This window comes from Mycobacterium genavense ATCC 51234, from assembly GCF_000526915.1.
GTDB lineage: Bacteria > Actinomycetota > Actinomycetes > Mycobacteriales > Mycobacteriaceae > Mycobacterium > Mycobacterium genavense.
The window spans coordinates 303,317-323,213 of sequence record NZ_JAGZ01000005.1 but is presented as its reverse complement, the minus strand read 5'-3'; the positions used below and the strand labels follow the sequence as shown (position 1 = coordinate 323,213).

Sequence of the window (19,897 nt, the reverse complement as noted above, 5' to 3'; positions counted from 1 at the left end):
ACGGTCGTAGATTGATTAGGTGATCTACGACCTCCTCATCCGCAAGGGCACCATCGTCGACGGACTGGGAGGTGAGCCGTACGTCGGCGACGTCGGGGTGACCGGCGGCGTCATCACCGCCGTCGGCTCCGTGAACGGCGATACCGCCGAGCGCGAGATCGACGCCACCGGCCTGCTGGTCACGCCGGGCTTCGTCGACCTGCACACCCACTACGACGGGCAGTCCATCTGGTCGGAGCGCCTCACCCCGTCCTCGGCGCACGGGGTCACCACCGTCGTAATGGGCAACTGCGGTGTCGGGTTCGCGCCGTGCCGCCAGGAAGACCACGACGTGCTGGTCGACGTGATGGCCGGGGTCGAAGACATCCCGGGTGTGGTGATGACCGACGGCCTGCCGTGGAGTTGGGAGACCTTCCCCGAATACCTCGACGCGCTGGAAGCCGGCAAGCGTGACATCGACGTGGCCGCCTACCTGCCGCACTCCCCGCTGCGGGTCTACGTGATGGGGCAGCGCGGCGCGGACCGCGAACCGGCCAGCACCGAGGACCTGGCCAAGATGCGGGCGCTGGCCAAGGAGGCCATCGAGGTCGGCGCGCTGGGCTTCGCGTCGTCGCGGTTGACCATTCACAAGACCGAAAGTGGTTCGCCCATACCGAGTTACGACGCCGCCCGGGAGGAGATCGAGGAGATCGCCAAGGGCGTCGTCGACGGCGGCGGCGGGCTGCTGCAATTCGTGCCCGACATTCCCGCCGGTGGCTACCAGCCGGTGCTGCAGACGGTGTTCGACGTCGCCGAGCAGGTCGGGCTGCCGGTCACCTTCACCCTCGTCGTCGCCAACGCCGGCGACCCCACCTGGCCCGACGCGATCAACATGGTCGAGAAGGCCAACGCCGCGGGCGGTGACATCACCGCGCAGCTGCTGCCGCGGCCGATCGGGCTGATCATCGGGTTGCAGCTGACCGCCAACCCGTTCGTGCTGTACCCGAGCTATCAGGAGATCGCGCACCTGCCGCTGCCCGAGCGGGTCGCCGAGATGCGCAAGCCCGAGGTCCGCGCCCGCATCCTGGCCGACAAGCCGGGCCAGGGGCACCCGATCCTCTACGTCGCGCAGATGTGGGACTGGATCTTCCCGCTCGGCGAGAACCCCAACTACGAGCCGGACCCGGCGGACAGCATCGGCGCCCGGGCCAGGGCCCGCGGGGTGCACCCGATGGAGGAGGCCTACGACCGGCTGCTCGACGACGACGGCCGCGCCATGCTGCTCGTCGCGACCAGCAACATGGAGCGCAACTCGCTGAACACCGTCGGCGAGCTGCTGCACCGCGACGACGTGGTGCTCGGCCTCGGCGACGGCGGCGCCCACTACGGGATGATCTGCGACGCCAGCTATTCCACGTTCTTCCTGTCGCACTGGGCCCGGGACCGGGCGTCCGGGCGCTTCTCGGTGCCCGAGGCCATCCGCGAGCTGACGTCGGTGCCGGCGCGAGTCGCCGGGCTGGCCGATCGGGGCCGAATCGCGGTCGGGTACAAGGCCGATCTCAACGTCATCGACCACGCCGGGCTGCGCCTGCACAAGCCGGTGATCACTTACGATCTACCCGCCGGCGGGCGTCGCCTGGACCAGACGGCGGACGGATATGTGGCCACGATCGTGTCCGGTGAAGTGATCGCCGAAAACGGCAAACCCACCGACGCGCGTCCCGGCAAGCTGGTCCGCGGCCGCCAACCAGCACCCGCACCCACGCCATAACGCCACGAAGAACGGCCTGTCCCGGTTAAGTTATTGCAGTGACGAGCCCGCATTATGCGTGTTTGCCGCCAGAGATCAATTCGGCCCTCCTTTACGCCGGTCCTGGATCGGCACCGCTGCATGCTGCCGCGGAAGCCTGGGATGGGCTCGCCGAGAACCTCTCGTCGTCCGCATCCTCGTTCTTATCCGTGGCCTCGGATCTGGCCAACGGGTCGTGGCAGGGTCCCTCGGCGACCGCGATGCTAGCCGTCGCGACCCAATACGTCAGCTGGCTCAAGGCGGCGGCGGCCCAGGCGGAGGTGACCTCCAGCCAGGCGTCGGCCATCGCGGGCGCGTTCGAGACGGCGCTGTCGGCCACGGTGCAGCCGGCGGTGGTCAACGCCAATCGTGCCCTGGTGCGGGCGCTGGCGTCGCAGAACCACCTGGGGCAGAACGCTCCGACGATCATGGACATCGAGTCCGCCTACGAGCAGATGTGGGCGACGGACGTGGCGGCCATGTCGGGGTATCACGCCGACGCGTCGGCGGCCGCCGAGCAGCTCGCACCCTGGCAGCAGGTGATGCAAAACCTCGGCGTGCAATTCGACAACGGCGACCTGATTTTCGGGCCCCACTCGGGCACCGGAAACTTGGCACACCACATCAACGCGCTCGCCAGCATCGATCACACCGGCGGTCACGTCGGGTCCTGGCTGACCGACAGTCCCGGCACCGGCTTCACCCATGCCGTCACGAGCGGCACGTCGGACTACGGCACCAGCCTGCTCAACTCACCGACTGCCGGCACCGGCTTCGACCCGGGCACCACCAACCTGAGCTTGCTCAACAATCTCGGCTCGGGGTCCATACCCACGGATCTGGCGACCGACTGACCACCCGCCCGCGACGCCTATCCTCGAGAGCATGCGCACCAAGAAGAGGGTGGACCTGGACCGGCTGGCCGCCGCGCTGCCCGACTTCCCGTTCGCGTACCTGATCACCGTCGACGACGGATACCGGGTGCACACCGTGACGGTCGAACCTCGGCTGCGCGGCGGGGCCGTCCTCGACGTCGGACGGATCGGCGGGCGCACCCGCGAAAACCTGGCCCAGCGCCCCGATGTCACCCTGCTGTGGCCACCGCGCGAGCCGGGCGGCTATTCGCTGATCGTCGACGGCCGCGCCGAAGTCGGCGAGTCCGGCCCCGAGACCGTCCGGTTGGATGTGGTGCCGACCCGCGCGCTGCTGCACCGCGACGCCGACTCCGCCGCCGCGGCCAAGGGCACCCTGCACGACTGCGTGGTGTTCTCGCTGCCGGGCTGATTTCGTACAGTCATTCCCATGAGCCGCGTCGCGCCGCTAGCCCCGCCGTGGAGCGAGGAAGATGCCGCCAGCATCAACAGCTGGGGTCACCCGGACCGGTCCTATGAGCCACTGCTGCTGGTGCGCTGCCTGCAGCGCCATCCGGCGCTGGCCGACCGACTGCGCAAGCTCGGTGAATCCCTTTACATCGCAGCGCTTTTGTCGCCCCGGACCCGGACGATCGCGATCCTGCGCAGCTGCGCCCTGGTCGGCTGCGAATACGAGTGGGGCGGCCAGGCCGCGTTCTGGGGCCCGATCGCGGGGGTCAGCGACGACGAGTGTGACGCGCTGGTGACCGGCGGTGCGGATGACCCGCGGTGGAGCCCGGCCGAGCGGACGCTGATCGAGGCGGTCGACGAGCTGGAGCGCACCGGCTCGTGGTCGGAGGCGACATGGAAAGCTTTGGGCCGCAATCTCGACGACGAGCAGCGCATCGAATTGCTCACGGCCGTCGGCTGGTATCGCACGATCTGCACGCTGTGCAACGCGCTCGCGCTTCCGGCCGAGGGCTGGATGCGACCCTGGCCGCTAGGTCGCTGAACGGTCTTTCTGCAGACCCGGATGCTGCCTTTTCAGTAGCGGCAGCAGCAGCCGTCGCGGCATGAACTGAAACAGCCGGGTGCTGATTTGGCTTGGTAGCCCGGGGATTACGCTGCCGCGATCGCGGTCGAGCGCGTCGATTCCGGTGCGCGCCACCTCGCCGGCGGGCAGCCACATGAACTTCAAGAACGCGTCGGCGAATCTCCGCTCGTCCATGCCGGCGTTCTTGAGGCACTCGGTGCGCACCGGACCGGGGTTCAGCAGCGTGACGGTGACGCCGGTGCCGGCGAGCTCGCCACGCAATCCCTCGGTGTAGGTGATCACGAACGCCTTGGTGGCGGCGTAGCCGACCTGGCCCGGGAACGGATAGTAGCCCGCGGTGGATCCGACGTTGAGGATCGCGCCGCGCCCGCGGGGCACCATCTGCTGGACCGCGCGTGTGGACAGGTCGATGACAGCTTCGACGTTGACCCGCACCTGGGCGATCTCGTCGTCGACCGGCACGTCGGTCACCGGCCCGATGGTGCCGATGCCGGCGTTGTTCACCAGGATCTCGGTCGTCAGTCCGCGACGCTCGACCTCGTCGAAAGCCCGGCGCGAGCGGCGAATCGGCGACGTCGCAGCCGATCACCTCGACCCGAACCCGGCCCGCGAGTTCGGCGGCCAGCTCGCGCAGCCTGTCCTCGCGGCGCGCGACCAGGGTGACGCCGTGCCCACGATCGGCGAGCTCGCGGGCGAGGGCGGCGCCGATGCCCGACGACGCGCCGGTGACGACGGCGGTGCCGGTCGGTGAGGGACCCGGAAGAGCCACGGGTAAACCCTAGGACGCCGTACCTGGGCCCCGGGTACGGGCCCGGCCGTCACTTGGTCTACAGGCCCCGCGCTCGCCGTCGTATCCTCGCGGCATGAGCGTGAAAGTGGATCTGGACCAACTGGCCGGCGCGCTGGCCGACTTCGCGTTCGCGTATCTGATCACCTTCGGCGACGGCCGGCACGCCCACGCCGTCGCGGTGGACCCGATGCTGATCGACGGCGTGTTCGAGGTGGGCTCCATCGGCAACAGCACGCGCGACAACATCACGCGCCATGACGGCGTCACGCTGGTCTGGCCGCCGCGCGAAGCGGGCGGCTACTCGCTGATCGTCGACGGCACCGGCCGCGCCGGCGACGACGCGCTGCAGGTCATGCCCAGTCGCGCCGTCCTGCACCGCAAGGCGACGACCGGGACGGTGACCAAGCCCGGCTGCAAGGACGACTGCCTGCGTCTCGAGCAGTCCTGACACACGAAAAAGCCCGGCCCACTGGGGTTTCCAGGGACCGGGCTTCTTCGTAAGGGACTTAGAAGTCCATACCGCCCATGCCACCGGTCGGGTCGCCGACGGGAGCGGCGGCCTTCTCCGGCTTGTCGGCAACGACGGCCTCGGTGGTCAGGAACAGCCCCGCGATGGACGCCGCGTTCTGCAGCGCCGAACGGGTCACCTTGACCGGGTCGGCAACGCCGGCCTGCAGCAGGTCCTCGTACTCGCCGGTGGCGGCGTTCAGGCCGGTGCCGGCCTTCGAGTTACGCACCTTCTCGGCGACAACGCCGGGCTCCAGCCCGGAGTTGAAGGCGATCTGCTTCAGCGGAGCCTCGAGCGCCACGCGGACGATGTTGGCACCGGTGGCCTCGTCGCCCGTGAGCTTGAGCTCCTCAAGGGCCGGGGCCGCCTGCAGCAGGGCCACGCCACCACCGGCGACGATGCCCTCCTCGACGGCGGCCTTGGCGTTGCGCACCGCGTCCTCGATGCGGTGCTTGCGCTCCTTGAGCTCCACCTCGGTGGCGGCACCGGCCTTGATCACCGCAACACCGCCGGCCAGCTTGGCCAGGCGCTCCTGCAGCTTCTCGCGGTCGTAGTCGGAGTCGCTGTTCTCGATCTCGGCGCGGATCTGGGCCACCCGGCCGGCGATGGCGTCGGTGTCACCGGCGCCCTCGACGATGGTGGTCTCGTCCTTGGTGATGACGACCTTGCGGGCCTTACCGAGCAGCGAGATGTCGGCGGTCTCCAGGGACAGGCCGACCTCTTCGCTGATGACCTGGCCACCGGTGAGGATGGCCATGTCCTGCAGCATCGCCTTGCGACGGTCACCGAAGCCGGGGGCCTTGACCGCCACCGACTTGAAGGTGCCGCGGATCTTGTTGACGACCAGCGTGCTCAACGCCTCGCCCTCGACGTCCTCGGCGATGATCAGCAGCGGCTTGCCGCCCTGGATGACCTTCTCCAGCAGCGGGAGCAGGTCCTTGACGGTCGACACCTTGGAGCTGACCAGCAGGATGTAGGGGTCCTCCAGGACCGCTTCCTGACGCTCGGCGTCGGTGACGAAGTAGCCCGAGATGTAGCCCTTGTCGAACCGCATGCCCTCGGTGAGCTCGAGCTGCAGGCCGAAGGTGTTGGACTCCTCGACAGTGATGACGCCCTCGTTGCCGACCTTGTCCATCGCCTCGGCGATCAGGTCACCGATCGACTGGTCGCCCGCGGAGATGGCCGCGGTCGCGGCGATCTGCTCCTTGGTCTCGACGTCCTTGGCCGACTTCAGCAGCGTCTCGGTGATCTTCTCGACGGCCTTCTCGATGCCGCGCTTGAGGCCCAGCGGGTTGGCGCCGGCCGCGACGTTGCGCAGACCCTCTTTGACGAGTGCCTGGGCCAGCACCGTGGCCGTCGTCGTGCCGTCACCGGCGACGTCGTCGGTCTTCTTGGCTACTTCCTTGACCAGCTCGGCGCCGATCTTCTCGTACGGGTCCTCCAGCTCGATCTCCTTGGCGATGGACACACCATCGTTGGTGATCGTGGGAGCGCCCCACTTCTTCTCCAGGACGACGTTGCGGCCCTTGGGACCCAGCGTCACCTTTACCGCGTCGGCGAGGCTGTTCAGACCCCGCTCGAGGCCGCGACGGGCCTCTTCGTCGTACGCAATTGTCTTGGCCATTGCGAAGTGATTCCTCCGGATAGGGAATGAAACTGAGGTCACCGGATGGCGACGACCCAGTTACTTACGCTGGCCGGGCGCAGTGCCCGCGACGGACGACCAGAGCTGGCCTCACCGTCCCGACCTAGCACTCACACGCTGCGAGTGCCAACGTCATTCTTAGCACTCGCCTATGCCGAGTGCAAGAACGGGGCGGCCGGTACCGGGCGCCCACCGCCCGCGTTCGCCACGAGCGTGAAGCTGGCCGCACGTTCGGCGCCGAGCGTGAAGCTGGCCGCACGTTCGGGGCGGGCCGGCCGCTATCGCCCGGCGCGCAGACCGTCGACGACGACGTCGGTAACCCGCTCGGCCAGCTCGCCGTTGTAGGCCTCCATCGCCTGGCAGCCGACCAGGATCGTTTTCACCTCGCGCACCCCGATGTCCTGGCGCGCGGTACCCGCCCGCTGCGCGGCCCGCAGCAGCTCGTCGAGCATGGCCAGGAAGGCATCCTCGGCGTCGGGCGCGGCGGCGGCGATGTCGATGCCGAGCCCGGCGAGCGCGTCGGCCAGCCCACGATCCGTCGCGCCCCACTCCAACACCATCGAGCGCAGGAAGGTGAACAGCGCCTCGCCGGAGCCCTCGGATTCCAGCAGGGCGCGCCCGTCGTCCACCAGCCGTTGCATGCGGTCCTCGATCATCGCCTGGAACAGCGCCTCCTTGGTCGGGAAGTGCCGGTAAACGGTGCCGGCCCCGACACCGGCCCGCCGCGCGATCTCGTCGATGGGCACCGACAGGCCCTCGGCCGCGAAGGTGTCATAGGCGACTTCAAGCACCCGCGCCCAGTTGCGCGCCGCGTCGGCCCGCAGTCGACGTTCGGGCTGTGCCATCTGTTCACCACCCATCGGTCGACAAAGCGGGGCGCGCGTTCCGTATAGTCGTAGTCAACCGGAGCGCTTGCCCGTTTAATATACTAGTAAGGAGTTTGCCATGGCCAAGTGGACAGCTGCCGACATCCCCGACCAGAAGGGCCGCGTCGCCGTCGTCACCGGAGCCAACACCGGCCTGGGCTACGAAACCGCCGCCGCGCTCGCCGCGCGGGGCGCCCACGTCGTGCTGGCGGTGCGCAACCTCGACAAGGGCAAGGACGCCGCCGCACGCATCACCGCTCAGAGTCCGCACGCCGACGTCGCGCTGACCGAACTCGACCTGACGTCGCTGGCGTCGGTCCGGACCGCCGCCGAGGAACTACGTTCCGAGCACGACCGCATCGACCTGCTGATCAACAACGCGGGGGTGATGTGGACGCCGAAGTCGAGCACCGCCGACGGCTTCGAGTTGCAGTTCGGCACGAATCACCTCGGCCACTTCGCCTTCACCGGCCTGCTACTGGACCGGCTGCTGCCGGTCGCCGGCTCCCGGATCGTGACGGTCAGCAGCATCGGCCACCGCATTCTTGCCGACATTCACTTCGACGACCTGCAATGGGAGCGCAGCTACAACCGGGTCGCGGCCTACGGGCAGGCCAAGCTGGCCAACCTGCTGTTCACCTACGAGCTGCAGCGACGGCTGACCCCGCGCGGGACGACGATCGCCGTGGCGGCCCACCCGGGCGGCTCGCGCACCGAGCTGACCCGCAATCTGCCGCCGCTGCTCGAGCCCGTCGCCACCCGGGTGTTCGGGCTGATGTCGCAAGACGCGGCCGCCGGCGCGCTGCCGCAACTGCGCGCCGCCACCGACCCGGGCGTGCTCGGCGGCCAGTACTACGGACCCGATGGCTTCGGTGAAATGCGGGGCGCCCCGCAAATTGTCGCGTCCAGCGACAAGTCGCACGACCTCGGGGTGCAGCGCCGGCTGTGGGCGGTCTCCGAGGAGCTCACCGGGGTGATCTACCCCGTCGACTAGGGCATTACGGCAGATGGTGCCGACCCGCCCCGCCCGGCGCATGCGCCGCGCTTGAGATAGGCATTACGGCAAATCGAGCAACTGTTCGTAGAAGCCGCCGAAACCGCGCGGGCGGTCGACCAGGTGGATCTTCAGGATCCAGTGGCACGGCCGCCCGCCGGCGTCTTTGCGCCGCAGGGGTTTGCGCGAGCCAGGCCTGATATACCACTGGACGCCGTCGCCGGAGATCTTCTTGTGCGGAAACTCGCCGACCAGATGTCCGGCGATCGGGCTGCCCCACTCGAAACCCTCGGCGCGCGCGACGTCGACGACATGGTCGTACAGCTCGGCGTCGGTGACGGAGGCGTGCGCGTCGAAATAATCCCGACCGGCCTGCCACACCCGCGGAAGTGCTTCGCAGACAGCGGTTTTGGCCGGATCATCGCCCAGCACAAAGGTGCGCCCGAAGTCGGCCTCCCACTCCTCGAAGATCGGCCCCAGGTCCAGGAAGGCGATGTCGTCGGCGGCGATCACCCGGTCCGGCGGATGCTCCTGGAAGGGCAGCAAGGTGTTCTCACCGGCGCGCACGATCCGCCGGTGCCAATGCCGGGTCACGCCGAACATCTCGGCGGCCAGGTCGCGAATCTCGTCGGATAACGCCTGCTCTCCGATGCCGGGGCGGATCATCGCGCGCCGTTCGATCTCGTCGAACAGATGCGCCGCCTTGGCCTGGGCGTCCATCAGACGGGCTACTCGCACGTCTTCGGGGAACTCCACCTACGCGATGCTAACTGGCAGGCTGGAACCATGTCCCTGGTCGTGCCGCCGTACCCGCCGCCCCGCTAGACCGCCGCCGAGCCGCAGGTCAGCGCCTGGCTCAAACGGGCCGACTCCCCGCCGGACTACCAGACCGCCGGCGTCAAGTACCACTACCTCGCCGACCAGCAGTCCACCGACGGCGACTACGACCTGTACCGGGTCGACATCGCCCCGGCCGGCGGCGGGCCCCCAGCCCATTTCCACCGGGCCATGTCGGAGGCCTTCTTCGTGCTGTCCGGGACGCTCAAGCTCTACGACGGCACCGACTGGACCGACGGTCACCAGGGCGACTTCCTCTACGTCCCGCCCGGCGGTATCCACGGCTTCCGCAACGCGGCCGACGAGCCCACGTCGATCCTGATGCTGTTCGCGCCCGGCGCGCCGCGCGAGGCCTACTTCGAGGGCTTCGGCGCGCTGGCCGACATGACCGACGACGAACGGCGCGAGTGGTTCATCCGCCACGACAATTACTGGATCTGACCGCTGACGTAGCGCTGCAGGTTCGGCGCGATCGCGGCGATCACCTCGTCCTCGGTCATCGAGGCGACGGGCTCGATCTTCCACACGTAGCGCATCAGCGCGAAGCCCATCATCTGTGACGAGATCAGCCCGCTACGGACTAGCCGATCGCGTTCGTCGTCGCCGAGTTCCGCGACGCCCATCAGGCTGCCCTCGACGACGCGGCGCAGCTTCTCGTGGGTGGCCGGTTCGTGCGCGGCGGTCTGCAGGATCGCGCGCAGTGTCGGGCCTACCTCGTCGTCGGCCCAGCTGGCCAGCAACAGCGTGATCAACGCAACGCCGAGCTGGTCGATCGGCGTGGTCCACGTCGTGGCGACGTTGTCCAGGAACTTCTGCGGCGGGTTCGTCGCGGCGTCCAGCAGGCCTTCCTTCGAGCCGAAGTAGTGGTAGACCAGCGCGGGGTCGACGTCGGCCGCCCGCGCGACGGCCCGAATGGTGCTTCCGGCCCACCCGTGACGGGCGAACTCGTCGCGGGCCGCGGCCAGGATCCGGGCCGCCAGCACCCCGCGTTCATCCCGCGGGCCCGGAGTTAACGATTTCTTCGGCACGAGTTTCATCATAACGTGAATTTCCTCTTGCGTTGAAACTTGTCTCAACGTACCGTGAGACCATCTCAATGCAGTATGAAACTTTTGGAGAGTCCCCATGAGCACCACTTCGAAGCGTGTCGCCGGAATCGAGCCGGGCCAACGTCGGCTGAACGGGCCGCAGACATCGGGCCGCGATTTCCGCAACCTCAGCCAGCCCCGGTACCGCATTCGCAAGGACTTTAACGTGAAAATTCCGATGCGCGACGGGATCGAGTTGGTCGCCGACGTCTATCGGCCGGACGCCGACGGCGCGTTCCCGGCGCTGGTGGCCGCGTCTCCCTACGCCCGACAGATACAAGACCTCGGTGCGCCGGCCGGCTTCATCGAAGCGGGGGTCACCGACTTCTGGGTGCCGCGCGGTTATGTCCACCTCATCGTCAACCTGCGTGGCACCGGCGGCTCCGGCGGAACTTTCGCCTTCTTCGACAGCCAAGAGCGCCGCGACATGCACGACGTCATCGAGTGGGTCGCCGAACAGCCTTGGTGTGACGGCAATCTCGGCATGCTCGGCATCAGCTACTTCGCCATGACTCAGCTCGAGGCCGCGGTCGAACGGCCCCCACATCTCAAGGCCATCTTTCCGTTCGCCGTCACCAGCGATCTCTACGAAGGCGCGACGCACCACGGCCTGCCCAGTACGAAATTCGTCAGTTCGTTTCTGTCGATGCTGGGGCTGACGGCGCCGAAGAGCGACCGGTTCTACCGCAGCGCGCCGTTCGCCATTGCCCGTCGGCTGCTGAACCTGCCCCCGATCCACCGCAAGTTCGCCACGATTAGCGGCGAATCGGCCAAAGGGGTACTGGACCTGCTGATGAGACTGCCCCATCCGCCGCGGCCGTGGGACGAGCTCTGGCAGAACGCGGTCGTCAAACATCGATACGGGACGCCTGGTGGGACGAGCGCGACCTGACGCCGCTGCTCGAAAACATCGACATACCAGTCTATTTGGGCTGCGATTGGGACAACGCACCGCTTCATCTGCCGTCGACCTTCGCGACGCTGCGCAACCTGACCAAGAGCCCGTGTGTCCGGGTCGCGATGCTCGGCAAATATGGCCTGACCTGGCCGTGGGAGAGCATGCACATCGAGGCACTGGCGTGGTACGACCATTGGCTGAAGGGACAGGACACGGGGATTCTCGAGGGTCCCGCGTTCCGCTACTTCCTGCCCGAAGCCGACGAGTGGCAGGCCGAGGAGTCGTGGCCGCCGCCGAACAGCTCCCATGTGGAGTTCGCCCTGCGCACCGACGGGGGCCTCGCCGCCGACGAGGGCGAGTCCGGCAGCCGCGAATACTGGGCCCTGGGAAGCGGACTCAACCGCGCCCGGCCCAGCGAGATCGACCCACCGTCGCTGCTGACCTAGACCACCACACCGCTGGACGACGACTTGGACGTGGCCGGCGACATCGAGCTGCGCCTGGTCGCCTCGACGACGGCGCTGGACACCGGATGGATCGTGACCGTGTCCGACATCGCCGCAGACGGCTCGCCGGTCGAGCACCTCACCAGTGGCTGGTTGCGGGCCAGCCTGCGCGAGGTCGACGAGGACGCCAGCCATCCGGGCGCCCCGGTGCTGCCGTGCCGGACCGCGCTCGGGGTTCCGATCGGCGAAGACGTCGTGTACCGAATCCCGTTGGTCCCCAACGCCCGCCAGTTCCGCCGCGGACACCGCATCCGGCTGACGCTGTGCAGCGACGACCAGAATCCCGACGTACCGGCGATCATGGACTTCCGCCACGCGCCCGTCGGCACCAGCACGGTCAACACCGTGCGGTCGTCGTCACGACTGCTGCTGCCGGTGCTCGGCGACAGCTAGGCGCGCAGCCGGTAGTCGCCGTCGACCAGCGTGCGGGTGCGCTCGAAGAATGTCCTTCCGCTGTAAGGCAATTGGGTGACGACCTTGCCGCTGGGATGGCGAAAGTAGTTGGTGCAGGCCAGCCACACCTTGCCCGCCATCGCGGCCTGGATCTCGTCGTTGTAGCGGCGCTGCGCGCCCCGGGTCACCTCAATGGTTCGCGCGCCGCGACCGCACAACAAATCGAGCATCTGGCGGATGAACGTCGTCTGCGCCTCGTGGATGTAGATGATCGAGTTGACGCCATTGGTGTTGGGGCCGTAGAGCATAAAGAAGTTCGGGTAGCCGGCGACCAGCGTGCCCGGGTAGGCCTCCGCGCCGTCGCTCCAGTCGTCGCGCAGCTGCCGGCCACCGGTCCCGTACACGTCGATGCTGGCGAGGTAATCGGCGGCCTTGAAGCCGGTGCCGTAGATGATGGTGTCGACCCGGTGCTCGACGCCGTCGGCGGTGCGCAGCCCGCGTTCGGTGATCTTGACGATCGCGTTGATTTCCAGGCTGACGTTCGGCAACCCGAACGTCGGGTACCACTCGCGCGACATCAGCGGACGCTTGCACCCCACCGGGTAGTCCGGCGTCAGCTTGGCGCGCAGCTCGGGATCGGCAACCTTGCGATGCAGATAACTGCGAGCCAGCTCGGTGGCCTCACGCGTCTGGTCCGGCGTCGACGTCGAAACTGGACGACTCGTAGGCGTCGAAGGCCTCGTCGCGCAGTTTCTGCACCGCCGCGGGATCGCGTTCGAACTCCGCGTGTTGCTGCGGATTGAACGGATAATCGAAGCGTGGTGAGATCCAGATCGGGGTCCGCTGAAACACGGTGAGATGCGCGGTTTCTGGGGCGATCGCCGGCGCGTACTGGATAGCGCTGGCGCCGGTGCCGATGGACGCGACCCGCTCACCGGCCGTCGACTTGCGGTGATTCCAGCGCGCGGAGTGGAATTGGCGGCCCCGAAACCGTTGCGCGCCAGGGATATCCGGAACGTTAGGCACATCGAGCATCCCGACGGCGCTGACCACGGCGTCGCACTCGTGTTCGTCGCCGTCGGCGGTAATCAGCGTCCATCGCCGCTGTTTGTCCGACCAGCGCACCATGCTGATCGACGTGTGCGGCCGCAAATGCGGCCCCAGCCCGTGCTCGGCGGCCACCCTTTCCCGGTAGGCCAGGATTTCGGGCTGGTTGGCATACGTCTTACTCCAGCGCGGATTCAGCACGAACGAGTACGAGTACAGATGTGAGGGCACATCGCAGGCCGCGCCCGGAGAGGTGTTGTGCCGCCAGGTGCCTCCGAAGCCGTCGGCGCGATCGAAGATGGTGAAGTCGTAGCCGCCCTGCGCCAGCTGGATGCCCATCGCGATGCCGCCGGCGCCCGCGCCGATGACCCCGACGCGCGGCTTCAGCCCCATTGCGCGAAGTAGGGTCGTTCGGGCCGGCTCTTTTCCACCAGAATGAACACCACGCCCCACGGATCGACGAACCAGCTGGTGCGCACCCGCGCGACGTCGGCTATTCCGCTCACCAGGAATCGGACTCCCTTGCCCTCGAGTTCGGCGCGGGTGGCGTCGAGATCCTCGAAAATCAGCCCGACGTGTGAGAGCCCGTAATCGGTCAGGGCCGCGGCCGCTCGCTGGTGCCCACCGTCGACGTTGAGGTACTCGATCACCTCCAGCACACGGTCGCTGCCGTCGGCAAAGCCGACGATGGCCGCCTTCATGGTCGGATCGGCCACCAACTCACCCATGTCGTCGCGAATCGTTACCGGCCATCACATACGGCGGCGACAGCACGCGCAGGCCCAACACGTCTCGGTAGAACGCCACTGTGGCCTCACAATCCGAGACGCACACCCCGGTGTGGGCCAACCCGGTAATCACGTTCTCGACTCTACGTCGGGGTAGCGCTGATAGCGCCGCAGTCCGAGAGGCAGATAATGGCCGGGTGCGGTCAGTCGAGGAACATCAGCGCGTCGTAGCTGCCATGATCAGCGCCCGCCCCGCCGTGACGGTGCCGCTGACCGAGGCGCAGGGCCTGGTGCTGGCCGACGACGTGGTGGCCGAGCTGGCGTTGCCGGTGTTCGACAACTCCGCGATGGACGGGTACGCGGTGCGCGCCGAGGACACCGAGGGCGCCACCCCCGAACGCCCGGTGGTCTTGCCGGTGGCCGAGGATATTCCGGCCGGGCGCACCGATCAGTTGTCGCTGCAACCCGGAACGGCGCACCGGATCATGACCGGGGCGCCGATGCCCTCGGGCGCGACGGGCGTTGTGCCCGTGGAGAACACCGACGGCGGCGTGGGCTCGGTGGCGATTCACCAGGGTGCTCAGCCCGGCAAGCACATCCGCCGAGCCGGCGAGAACGTGGCGCCGGGCACCACCGTGCTGCGCCGGGGCCAGGTCGTGACGCCGGCGGTGCTCGGCCTGGCCGCGGCACTGGGATTGCCTGGGCTGCCGGTGATCCCGCGGCAGCGGGTGTTGGTGATCTCGACCGGGACCGAGCTGGTGACGCCGGGCACCCCGCTGCGGCCCGGGCAGATCTACGAGTCCAACTCGATCATGCTGGCGGGAGCGGTGCGCGAGGCCGGCGCCGACGTGATCGCCGTCGCGACGGCCGAAGACGATGTCGCGCAGTTCGGTTCGATCCTGGAACGGCATGCGGCCCCTGAAAACGAAGTCGACCTGATCATCACCAGTGGCGGCGTCAGCGCCGGCGCCTACGAGGTCGTCAAGGACGCCTTCGGTCGGGATGGCGATCAGGGCGTCGAATTCGTCAAGGTGGCAATGCAACCCGGCATGCCGCAGGGCGTCGGACGGGTCGCCGGCACCACGATCGTCACCCTGCCCGGCAACCCGGTCAGCGCGCTGGTGTCCTTCGAGGTGTTCATCCGTCCCGCGCTGCGCACGGCGATGGGGCTGCCGGATCCCTACCGCCCGCACCGACCCGCGGTGCTCGCCGAGTCACTGACCTCGCCGCGGGGCAAGCGCCAATTCCGGCGCGCGAATCTGGACACCGACTCCGGCAGCGTGATCAGCTACGGGCCGCCGGCCTCGCACCACTTGCGGTGGCTGGCGTCGGCGAACGGACTGCTGGACATTCCCGAGGATGTCGTCGAAGTGCCTGCCGGAACCGAACTGCAGGTCTGGGATCTGAGCTGAGCGTCGAATGGGGTCGTGCAGCGGCGTCCGAAATCCCGGCACCCCGGATGCGCATGCGAGATCGACGCTTTTATTGCTGGCCCGGACGACGCGGCCGACCACCGGGGCTCCGTAAGATGACGCGGGTGGCACGACGCCCCCGCCATTCCGCCGAGGAAGGCCAGTCCTACCAAGGCTCGACCGTCAGCGCGCGGCACATGCTCGAGTTGGTGCGCGAGACCGTTCCGCCGGTGCATCCCGCCGGGCTGCCGTTCATCTCCGCCGGCTTGGCCCTGGCCCTGGCCGGACGCAACCACCGGTGGCCGCGCCGGGTCGGCCTGCTGGCCGCCGGCGCCTGCGCCGCGTTCTTCCGGCACCCACCGCGGGTGCCGCCCACCCGGCCCGGTGTCGTCGTCGCCCCGGCCGACGGCGTCGTCTGCCTGGTCGACTCCGCGGCCCCGCCCGCCGAGCTAAGCATGGGCGACGCGCCGCTGCCGCGAGTCAGCATCTTCCTATCGATCTTCGACGCCCACGTCCAGCGCGCCCCGGTGGGCGGCGAAGTGATCGCCGTGCAACACCGGCCCGGCCGCTTCGGGTCGGCCGACCTGCCGTCGGCGAGCGAGGAGAACGAGCGCACCAGCGTGCGGATCCGGACCGAGCGCGGCGCCGAGGTGGTCGCCGTGCAGATCGCCGGGCTCGTCGCGCGCCGCATCGTCTGCGACGCGCACGTCGGGGACAAACTGTCGATCGGTGACACCTACGGCCTGATCCGGTTCGGCTCGCGGCTGGACACGTACCTACCGCCGGGGACCCAGCCCGTCGTCGCGGTCGGGCAGCGCGCGGTGGCCGGCGAGACAGTATTGGCCGACCTGCGATGAGCAACAAGATTCGGGGCCGGTCGGTCAACCTGCAGATCCTGCCCAGCGCGATGACGGTGCTGTCCATCTGCGCGGGGCTGACGTCGATCAAGTTCGCCCTCGAGCATCAACCGAAGGCGGCGATGGCGCTCATCGCCGCGGCGGCGATTCTGGACGGACTGGACGGCCGGGTGGCCCGCATTCTGGACGCGCAGTCACGGTTGGGTGAGGAGATCGACTCGCTCGCGGACGCGGTCAACTTCGGGGTGACCCCGGCGATCGTGCTCTACGTAACGCTGCTGGAGACGTCGCCGGCCGGCTGGATCGTGGTGCTGCTGTACGCGGTGTGCGTCGTCCTGCGGCTGGCCCGGTTCAACGCGCTGCAGGACGACGGGACCCAGCCGGCCTACGCGCGCGAGTTCTTCGTCGGGATGCCGACGCCGGCCGGCGCGATCTCGATGATCGGCCTGATCGGGCTCAAGCTGCAGTTCGGCGACGGCTGGTGGTCCTCGACGGCGTTCCTGTGCCTCTGGATCACCGGGACGTCGATGTTGATGATCAGCAAGATCCCGATGCGCAAGATGCACGCCGCGGCGGTGCCGCCGAACTGGGCCGCGCCGCTGCTGGCCATCCTCGCCATCTGTGCGGCGGCCGCTGTGCTGGCCCCCTACGTTCTAATCTGGGTCATCATCATCGCCTACCTGTGCCACGTCCCGTTCGCGGTGCGCAACCAGCGCTGGCTGGCCGCACACCCCGAGGTGTGGGACGAAAAGCCCGAACAGCGCCGCGCCGTGCGGCGGGCCAATCGCCGCGCCCAGCCCGGCCGGCGGCCGATCGTCCGGCTGGGGCGACCCGGCGGACGGTCCGTGGCGCGGCTGGGGCTGCGTAAGCCGGGTGGGCGATTGCCATGACGGGTGCGGGGTCCGGTCAGCTGACGCTGACCGCCCGGCTGAACACCTCGGCCGTCGACTCGCGCCGCGGCGTCATCCGAATGCACCCCAATGCCGTTGCCGCCCTTGGCATCCGGGAGTGGAACGCGGTTTCGCTGACAGGCTCGCGAACCACCGCGGCGGTCGTGGGACTGGCCGAGACGGCAATCCCGGTCAGCACGGTGCTGCTCGACGACGTGACGCTGTCCAACGCCGGGCTGCGGGAAGGCACCACCGTGATCGTCAGCGCGGTCACGGTCTACGGCGCGCGGTCGGTCACCCTGAACGGCTCTTCGCTTGCCGTCCAATCGATTACCTCGGCCACCCTGCGGCAGGCCCTGCTGGGCAAGGTGATGACGGTGGGCGACGCGGTGTCGCTGCTGCCCCGCAACCTCGGCCCCGGCACGTCGACGTCCGCGGCCAGCCGGGCGCTGGCGGCTGCGGTCGGGATCAGCTGGACCTCGGAACTGCTCACCGTCACGGGCGTGGACCCCGACGGACCGGTCAGCGTGCAGCCGAACTCGTTGGTGTCGTGGGGCGCCGGCGTCCCGGTCGGCACCACCGCGCCTCGACCGGAGCGCGCCGCGGTCGCCGATCCCGCCATCGGCGTCGACGACCTCAAGGGTTCCCAGGTGCAGGCGGGCAAGCTGAGCGAATGGCTCAAGCTGGCCCTCGACGAACCGCATCTGCTGCAAACGCTCGGCGCCAGCACGAATTTGGGCGTGTTGGTGTCGGGCCCGGCCGGTGTCGGCAAGGCAACGATGGTGCGTGCGGTGTGCGCGGGCCGCAGGCTGGTCGAACTCGACGGCCCGGAGGTCGGTGCACTGGCGGCCAAAGACCGGCTCAAGACGGTGGCCGGGGCGGTCACCGCGATCCATGACGGCGGTGGCGTGCTGCTGATCACCGACGCCGACGCGCTGCTGCCGGAGACCGCCGAGCCGGTGGCCGCCCTGATCCTCGCCGAGCTGCGCACCGCGGTGGCCACCGACGGCGTGGCGTTGATCGCCACCTCGGCGCTGCCCGACCAGCTCGACCCGCGGCTGCGCTCCCCCGATTTGTGTGACCGGGAACTCGGCTTGCCGCTCCCCGACGGCGCGACCCGCAAAGCGCTGCTGGAGACGATTCTAAAGTCCGCGCCCACCGGGGAGCTGGATCTCGACGAAATCGCCGGCCGGACACCGGGTTTCGTAGCCGCAGACCTGGCCGCGCTGGTGCGCGAGGCGGCGCTGCGGGCGGCGTCGCGGGCCAGCGCCGACGGCCGGCCACCGAAGCTGGACCAGGACGACCTGATCGACGCGCTGTCGGTGATCCGGCCGCTGTCGCGCTCGGCCAGCGAAGAGCTGACCATCGGCGACGTGACGCTCGACGATGTCGGTGACATGGCCGACGCCAAGCAGGCATTGACCGAAGCGGTGCTGTGGCCGCTGCAGCACCCCGACACCTTCACCCGCCTCGGTGTCGACCCGCCGCGCGGCGTGCTGTTCTACGGTCCGCCCGGCTGCGGCAAGACCTTCGTGGTGCGCGCGCTGGCCAGCACCGGGCAGCTGAGCGTGCACGCGGTCAAAGGCTCTGAGCTGATGGACAAATGGGTGGGCGCTTCGGAAAAGGCCGTCCGCGAATTGTTCCGTCGGGCACGGGATTCGGCGCCGTCGCTGGTGTTCCTCGACGAGGTGGACGCGCTGGCCCCCCGACGGGGGCAGAGTTTCGACTCGGGCGTGACCGACCGGGTGGTGGCCGCGCTGCTGACCGAGCTCGACGGCATCGACCCGCTGCGAGACGTCGTCGTGCTGGGCGCCACCAACCGGCCCGATCTGATTGATCCGGCGCTGCTGCGCCCGGGCCGGCTGGAGCGTCTGGTGTTCGTCGAGCCGCCCGATGCGGCTGCCCGTCGCGAAATCCTGCGGACCGCAGCCAAATCCATCCCGCTGAGTTCCGACGTCGATCTCGACGACATCGCCGCCGAACTCGACGGGTACAGCGCGGCCGACTGCGTGGCGCTGCTGCGCGAGGCCGCGCTCACCGCGATGCGGCGCTCCATCGACGCCGCCGACGTGACCGCCGCCGACCTGGAAACCGCCCGCCGAACGGTGCGACCCTCCCTGGACCCGAGTCAGGTGGACTCGCTACGGGCGTTCGCCAAAACTCTCTAGCACCGCCCGCACCGACACCGCGACGTCGGCCTCCAGCCAGGACGGCATCGGATCGTCGCGGGCGTGGCGCCGGACGACGGCATAGGGCAGGTCGGCAACCGCGCGGGCAACGACATCGACGGATCGGGAATCCTTGCGCCCATACAGTTTTCGGGCCAGCACGCCGATCCGTTCGGTCAGCGGCGCGTTCATCGCGGCCACCGTCTCCTGATACCGCGCGTCGGGCTCGTCGTCGAGCAGGTCGGCCGGGCGGATGGTCAGTAGCAGCCGAGCATCCTCGGGAAGCTCACGCGCGAAGCTGATCGCGCTCACCGCCATCGCGACCGCGGTGTCGATCGGCGTGTCCGGGTTGGTCTCCGAGGCCGCCATCGCCCGGGATTGGAAGCGTTCCAGCGCGCGCAGCCACCCGGCCGCCAAGATGCCGTCGCGGTTGCCGAAGCGGTGATACAGCGTGCCCGCCGGCGCACCGCTGGATTTCGCGATCGCCGCGACACTGGCCGCGCGGGGCCCGCCCTCGAGCACGAGCGCGCGGGCCGCGTCCAGGATCACATCGGTCTCATGCTTCCGCGGAGGTGCCATGATCTAGTACATTCCTTC

19 protein-coding genes and 3 pseudogenes are annotated in these 19,897 nt (G+C 68.8%); 12 read left to right on the top strand and 10 right to left on the bottom strand.

The features are described from left to right. Window positions 1–19: 19 nt before the first annotated feature. From T428_RS0114175 to T428_RS0114160, 4 genes are read left to right on the top strand one after another with little or no spacing between them, the layout of a single operon-like run. On the top strand, window positions 20–1,750 hold the full coding sequence (locus T428_RS0114175) for an N-acyl-D-amino-acid deacylase family protein (protein ID WP_025737001.1): 1,731 nt from the start codon (window positions 20–22) through the stop codon (window positions 1,748–1,750). A 38-nt stretch (window positions 1,751–1,788) separates the two neighbouring features. Beyond that, window positions 1,789–2,622 carry a PPE family protein gene (locus tag T428_RS36285; RefSeq protein ID WP_025737000.1) on the top strand — a complete coding sequence of 278 codons (834 nt, stop codon included), beginning with the start codon at window positions 1,789–1,791 and terminating at the stop codon, window positions 2,620–2,622. A 31-nt stretch (window positions 2,623–2,653) separates the two neighbouring features. Further along, on the top strand, window positions 2,654–3,052 hold the full coding sequence (locus T428_RS0114165) for a pyridoxamine 5'-phosphate oxidase family protein (RefSeq protein ID WP_025736999.1): 399 nt from the start codon (window positions 2,654–2,656) through the stop codon (window positions 3,050–3,052). Between the two features lie 18 nt (window positions 3,053–3,070). After that, window positions 3,071–3,631 carry a carboxymuconolactone decarboxylase family protein gene (locus tag T428_RS0114160; RefSeq protein ID WP_025736998.1) on the top strand — a complete coding sequence of 187 codons (561 nt, stop codon included), beginning with the start codon at window positions 3,071–3,073 and terminating at the stop codon, window positions 3,629–3,631. On the opposite strand, the pseudogene T428_RS28115 reads toward T428_RS0114160, so the two are convergent. After that, window positions 3,620–4,442: pseudogene (locus tag T428_RS28115) on the bottom strand (SDR family NAD(P)-dependent oxidoreductase). The gene T428_RS0114160 and the pseudogene T428_RS28115 overlap by 12 nt on opposite strands. Before the next feature lie 94 nt (window positions 4,443–4,536). On the opposite strand from T428_RS28115, the gene T428_RS0114150 reads away from it, so the two are divergent. Then, a complete protein-coding gene (locus T428_RS0114150) occupies window positions 4,537–4,911 on the top strand; it encodes a hypothetical protein (RefSeq protein WP_025736997.1) in 375 nt (124 codons plus the stop codon). Between the two features lie 58 nt (window positions 4,912–4,969). Here T428_RS0114150 and groL read toward each other — a convergent pair whose 3' ends face one another. Both groL and T428_RS0114140 read right to left on the bottom strand, forming a co-directional pair. Continuing rightward, window positions 4,970–6,595 (bottom strand): chaperonin GroEL, encoded by a 1,626-nt coding sequence (gene groL, locus T428_RS0114145; RefSeq protein WP_025736996.1) that lies wholly within the window; start codon window positions 6,593–6,595, stop codon window positions 4,970–4,972. 299 nt (window positions 6,596–6,894) lie between these two features. Continuing rightward, window positions 6,895–7,461, bottom strand: a complete 567-nt coding sequence (locus T428_RS0114140) for a TetR/AcrR family transcriptional regulator (RefSeq protein ID WP_025736995.1) — start codon at window positions 7,459–7,461, stop codon at window positions 6,895–6,897. Between the two features lie 100 nt (window positions 7,462–7,561). Between T428_RS0114140 and T428_RS0114135 the strand changes: the two genes are divergently transcribed. Beyond that, window positions 7,562–8,476 carry an SDR family NAD(P)-dependent oxidoreductase gene (locus T428_RS0114135; protein WP_025736994.1) on the top strand — a complete coding sequence of 305 codons (915 nt, stop codon included), beginning with the start codon at window positions 7,562–7,564 and terminating at the stop codon, window positions 8,474–8,476. A gap of 63 nt (window positions 8,477–8,539) precedes the next feature. On the opposite strand, the gene T428_RS0114130 is transcribed toward T428_RS0114135, so the two are convergent. Next, complete coding sequence (locus tag T428_RS0114130) at window positions 8,540–9,232, bottom strand: M24 family metallopeptidase (protein WP_025736993.1); 693 nt, start codon at window positions 9,230–9,232, stop codon at window positions 8,540–8,542. Between the two features lie 30 nt (window positions 9,233–9,262). On the opposite strand from T428_RS0114130, the pseudogene T428_RS28110 reads away from it, so the two are divergent. After that, a pseudogene (locus T428_RS28110) lies at window positions 9,263–9,754 on the top strand (cupin domain-containing protein). On the opposite strand, the gene T428_RS0114120 reads toward T428_RS28110, so the two are convergent. Next, window positions 9,742–10,350, bottom strand: coding sequence for a TetR/AcrR family transcriptional regulator (locus T428_RS0114120; RefSeq protein WP_051465248.1), 609 nt, complete (start codon window positions 10,348–10,350; stop codon window positions 9,742–9,744). The pseudogene T428_RS28110 and the gene T428_RS0114120 overlap by 13 nt on opposite strands. A gap of 88 nt (window positions 10,351–10,438) precedes the next feature. Here T428_RS0114120 and T428_RS28105 point away from each other — a divergent pair. Then, a pseudogene (locus T428_RS28105) lies at window positions 10,439–12,198 on the top strand (CocE/NonD family hydrolase). Here the strand turns inward: T428_RS28105 and T428_RS34630 are convergent. The 4 genes from T428_RS34630 to T428_RS34620 all read right to left on the bottom strand — a co-directional run bounded on the left by T428_RS34630 (window position 12,195) and on the right by T428_RS34620 (window position 14,106). Continuing rightward, complete coding sequence (locus T428_RS34630) at window positions 12,195–12,776, bottom strand: NAD(P)/FAD-dependent oxidoreductase (RefSeq protein WP_245604915.1); 582 nt, start codon at window positions 12,774–12,776, stop codon at window positions 12,195–12,197. The pseudogene T428_RS28105 and the gene T428_RS34630 overlap by 4 nt on opposite strands. A 103-nt stretch (window positions 12,777–12,879) precedes the next feature. Beyond that, window positions 12,880–13,638: a flavin-containing monooxygenase gene (locus T428_RS34625; RefSeq protein ID WP_051465241.1), complete on the bottom strand. Its 759-nt coding sequence runs from the start codon at window positions 13,636–13,638 to the stop codon at window positions 12,880–12,882. Next, window positions 13,629–13,973: a VOC family protein gene (locus T428_RS28095; protein ID WP_245604914.1), complete on the bottom strand. Its 345-nt coding sequence runs from the start codon at window positions 13,971–13,973 to the stop codon at window positions 13,629–13,631. Before T428_RS28095 ends, T428_RS34625 begins: the two co-directional genes overlap by 10 nt. Next, entirely contained in the window at window positions 13,966–14,106 is a 141-nt protein-coding gene (locus T428_RS34620) for a VOC family protein (RefSeq protein ID WP_245604913.1), read from the bottom strand. The genes T428_RS28095 and T428_RS34620 overlap by 8 nt, the downstream gene beginning before the upstream one ends. 64 nt (window positions 14,107–14,170) lie before the next feature. Here T428_RS34620 and moeA point away from each other — a divergent pair, with 64 nt between their 5' ends. From moeA to T428_RS0114085, 4 genes are all read left to right on the top strand, one after another. Continuing rightward, a complete protein-coding gene (moeA, locus tag T428_RS0114100) occupies window positions 14,171–15,385 on the top strand; it encodes a molybdopterin molybdotransferase MoeA (protein WP_025736991.1) in 1,215 nt (404 codons plus the stop codon). A 125-nt stretch (window positions 15,386–15,510) separates the two neighbouring features. Continuing rightward, window positions 15,511–16,242: a phosphatidylserine decarboxylase gene (locus T428_RS0114095; RefSeq protein WP_025736990.1), complete on the top strand. Its 732-nt coding sequence runs from the start codon at window positions 15,511–15,513 to the stop codon at window positions 16,240–16,242. Next, window positions 16,239–17,132 carry a CDP-diacylglycerol--serine O-phosphatidyltransferase gene (gene pssA / locus T428_RS0114090; RefSeq protein WP_025736989.1) on the top strand — a complete coding sequence of 298 codons (894 nt, stop codon included), beginning with the start codon at window positions 16,239–16,241 and terminating at the stop codon, window positions 17,130–17,132. The genes T428_RS0114095 and pssA overlap by 4 nt, the downstream gene beginning before the upstream one ends. Next, complete coding sequence (locus tag T428_RS0114085) at window positions 17,129–19,300, top strand: AAA family ATPase (RefSeq protein ID WP_025736988.1); 2,172 nt, start codon at window positions 17,129–17,131, stop codon at window positions 19,298–19,300. Before pssA ends, T428_RS0114085 begins: the two co-directional genes overlap by 4 nt. Here T428_RS0114085 and T428_RS0114080 read toward each other — a convergent pair. Beyond that, complete coding sequence (locus T428_RS0114080; RefSeq protein ID WP_025736987.1) at window positions 19,274–19,879, bottom strand: TetR/AcrR family transcriptional regulator; 606 nt, start codon at window positions 19,877–19,879, stop codon at window positions 19,274–19,276. The two genes, T428_RS0114085 and T428_RS0114080, sit on opposite strands and share 27 nt — an antisense overlap. Window positions 19,880–19,897: the final 18 nt, after the last annotated feature.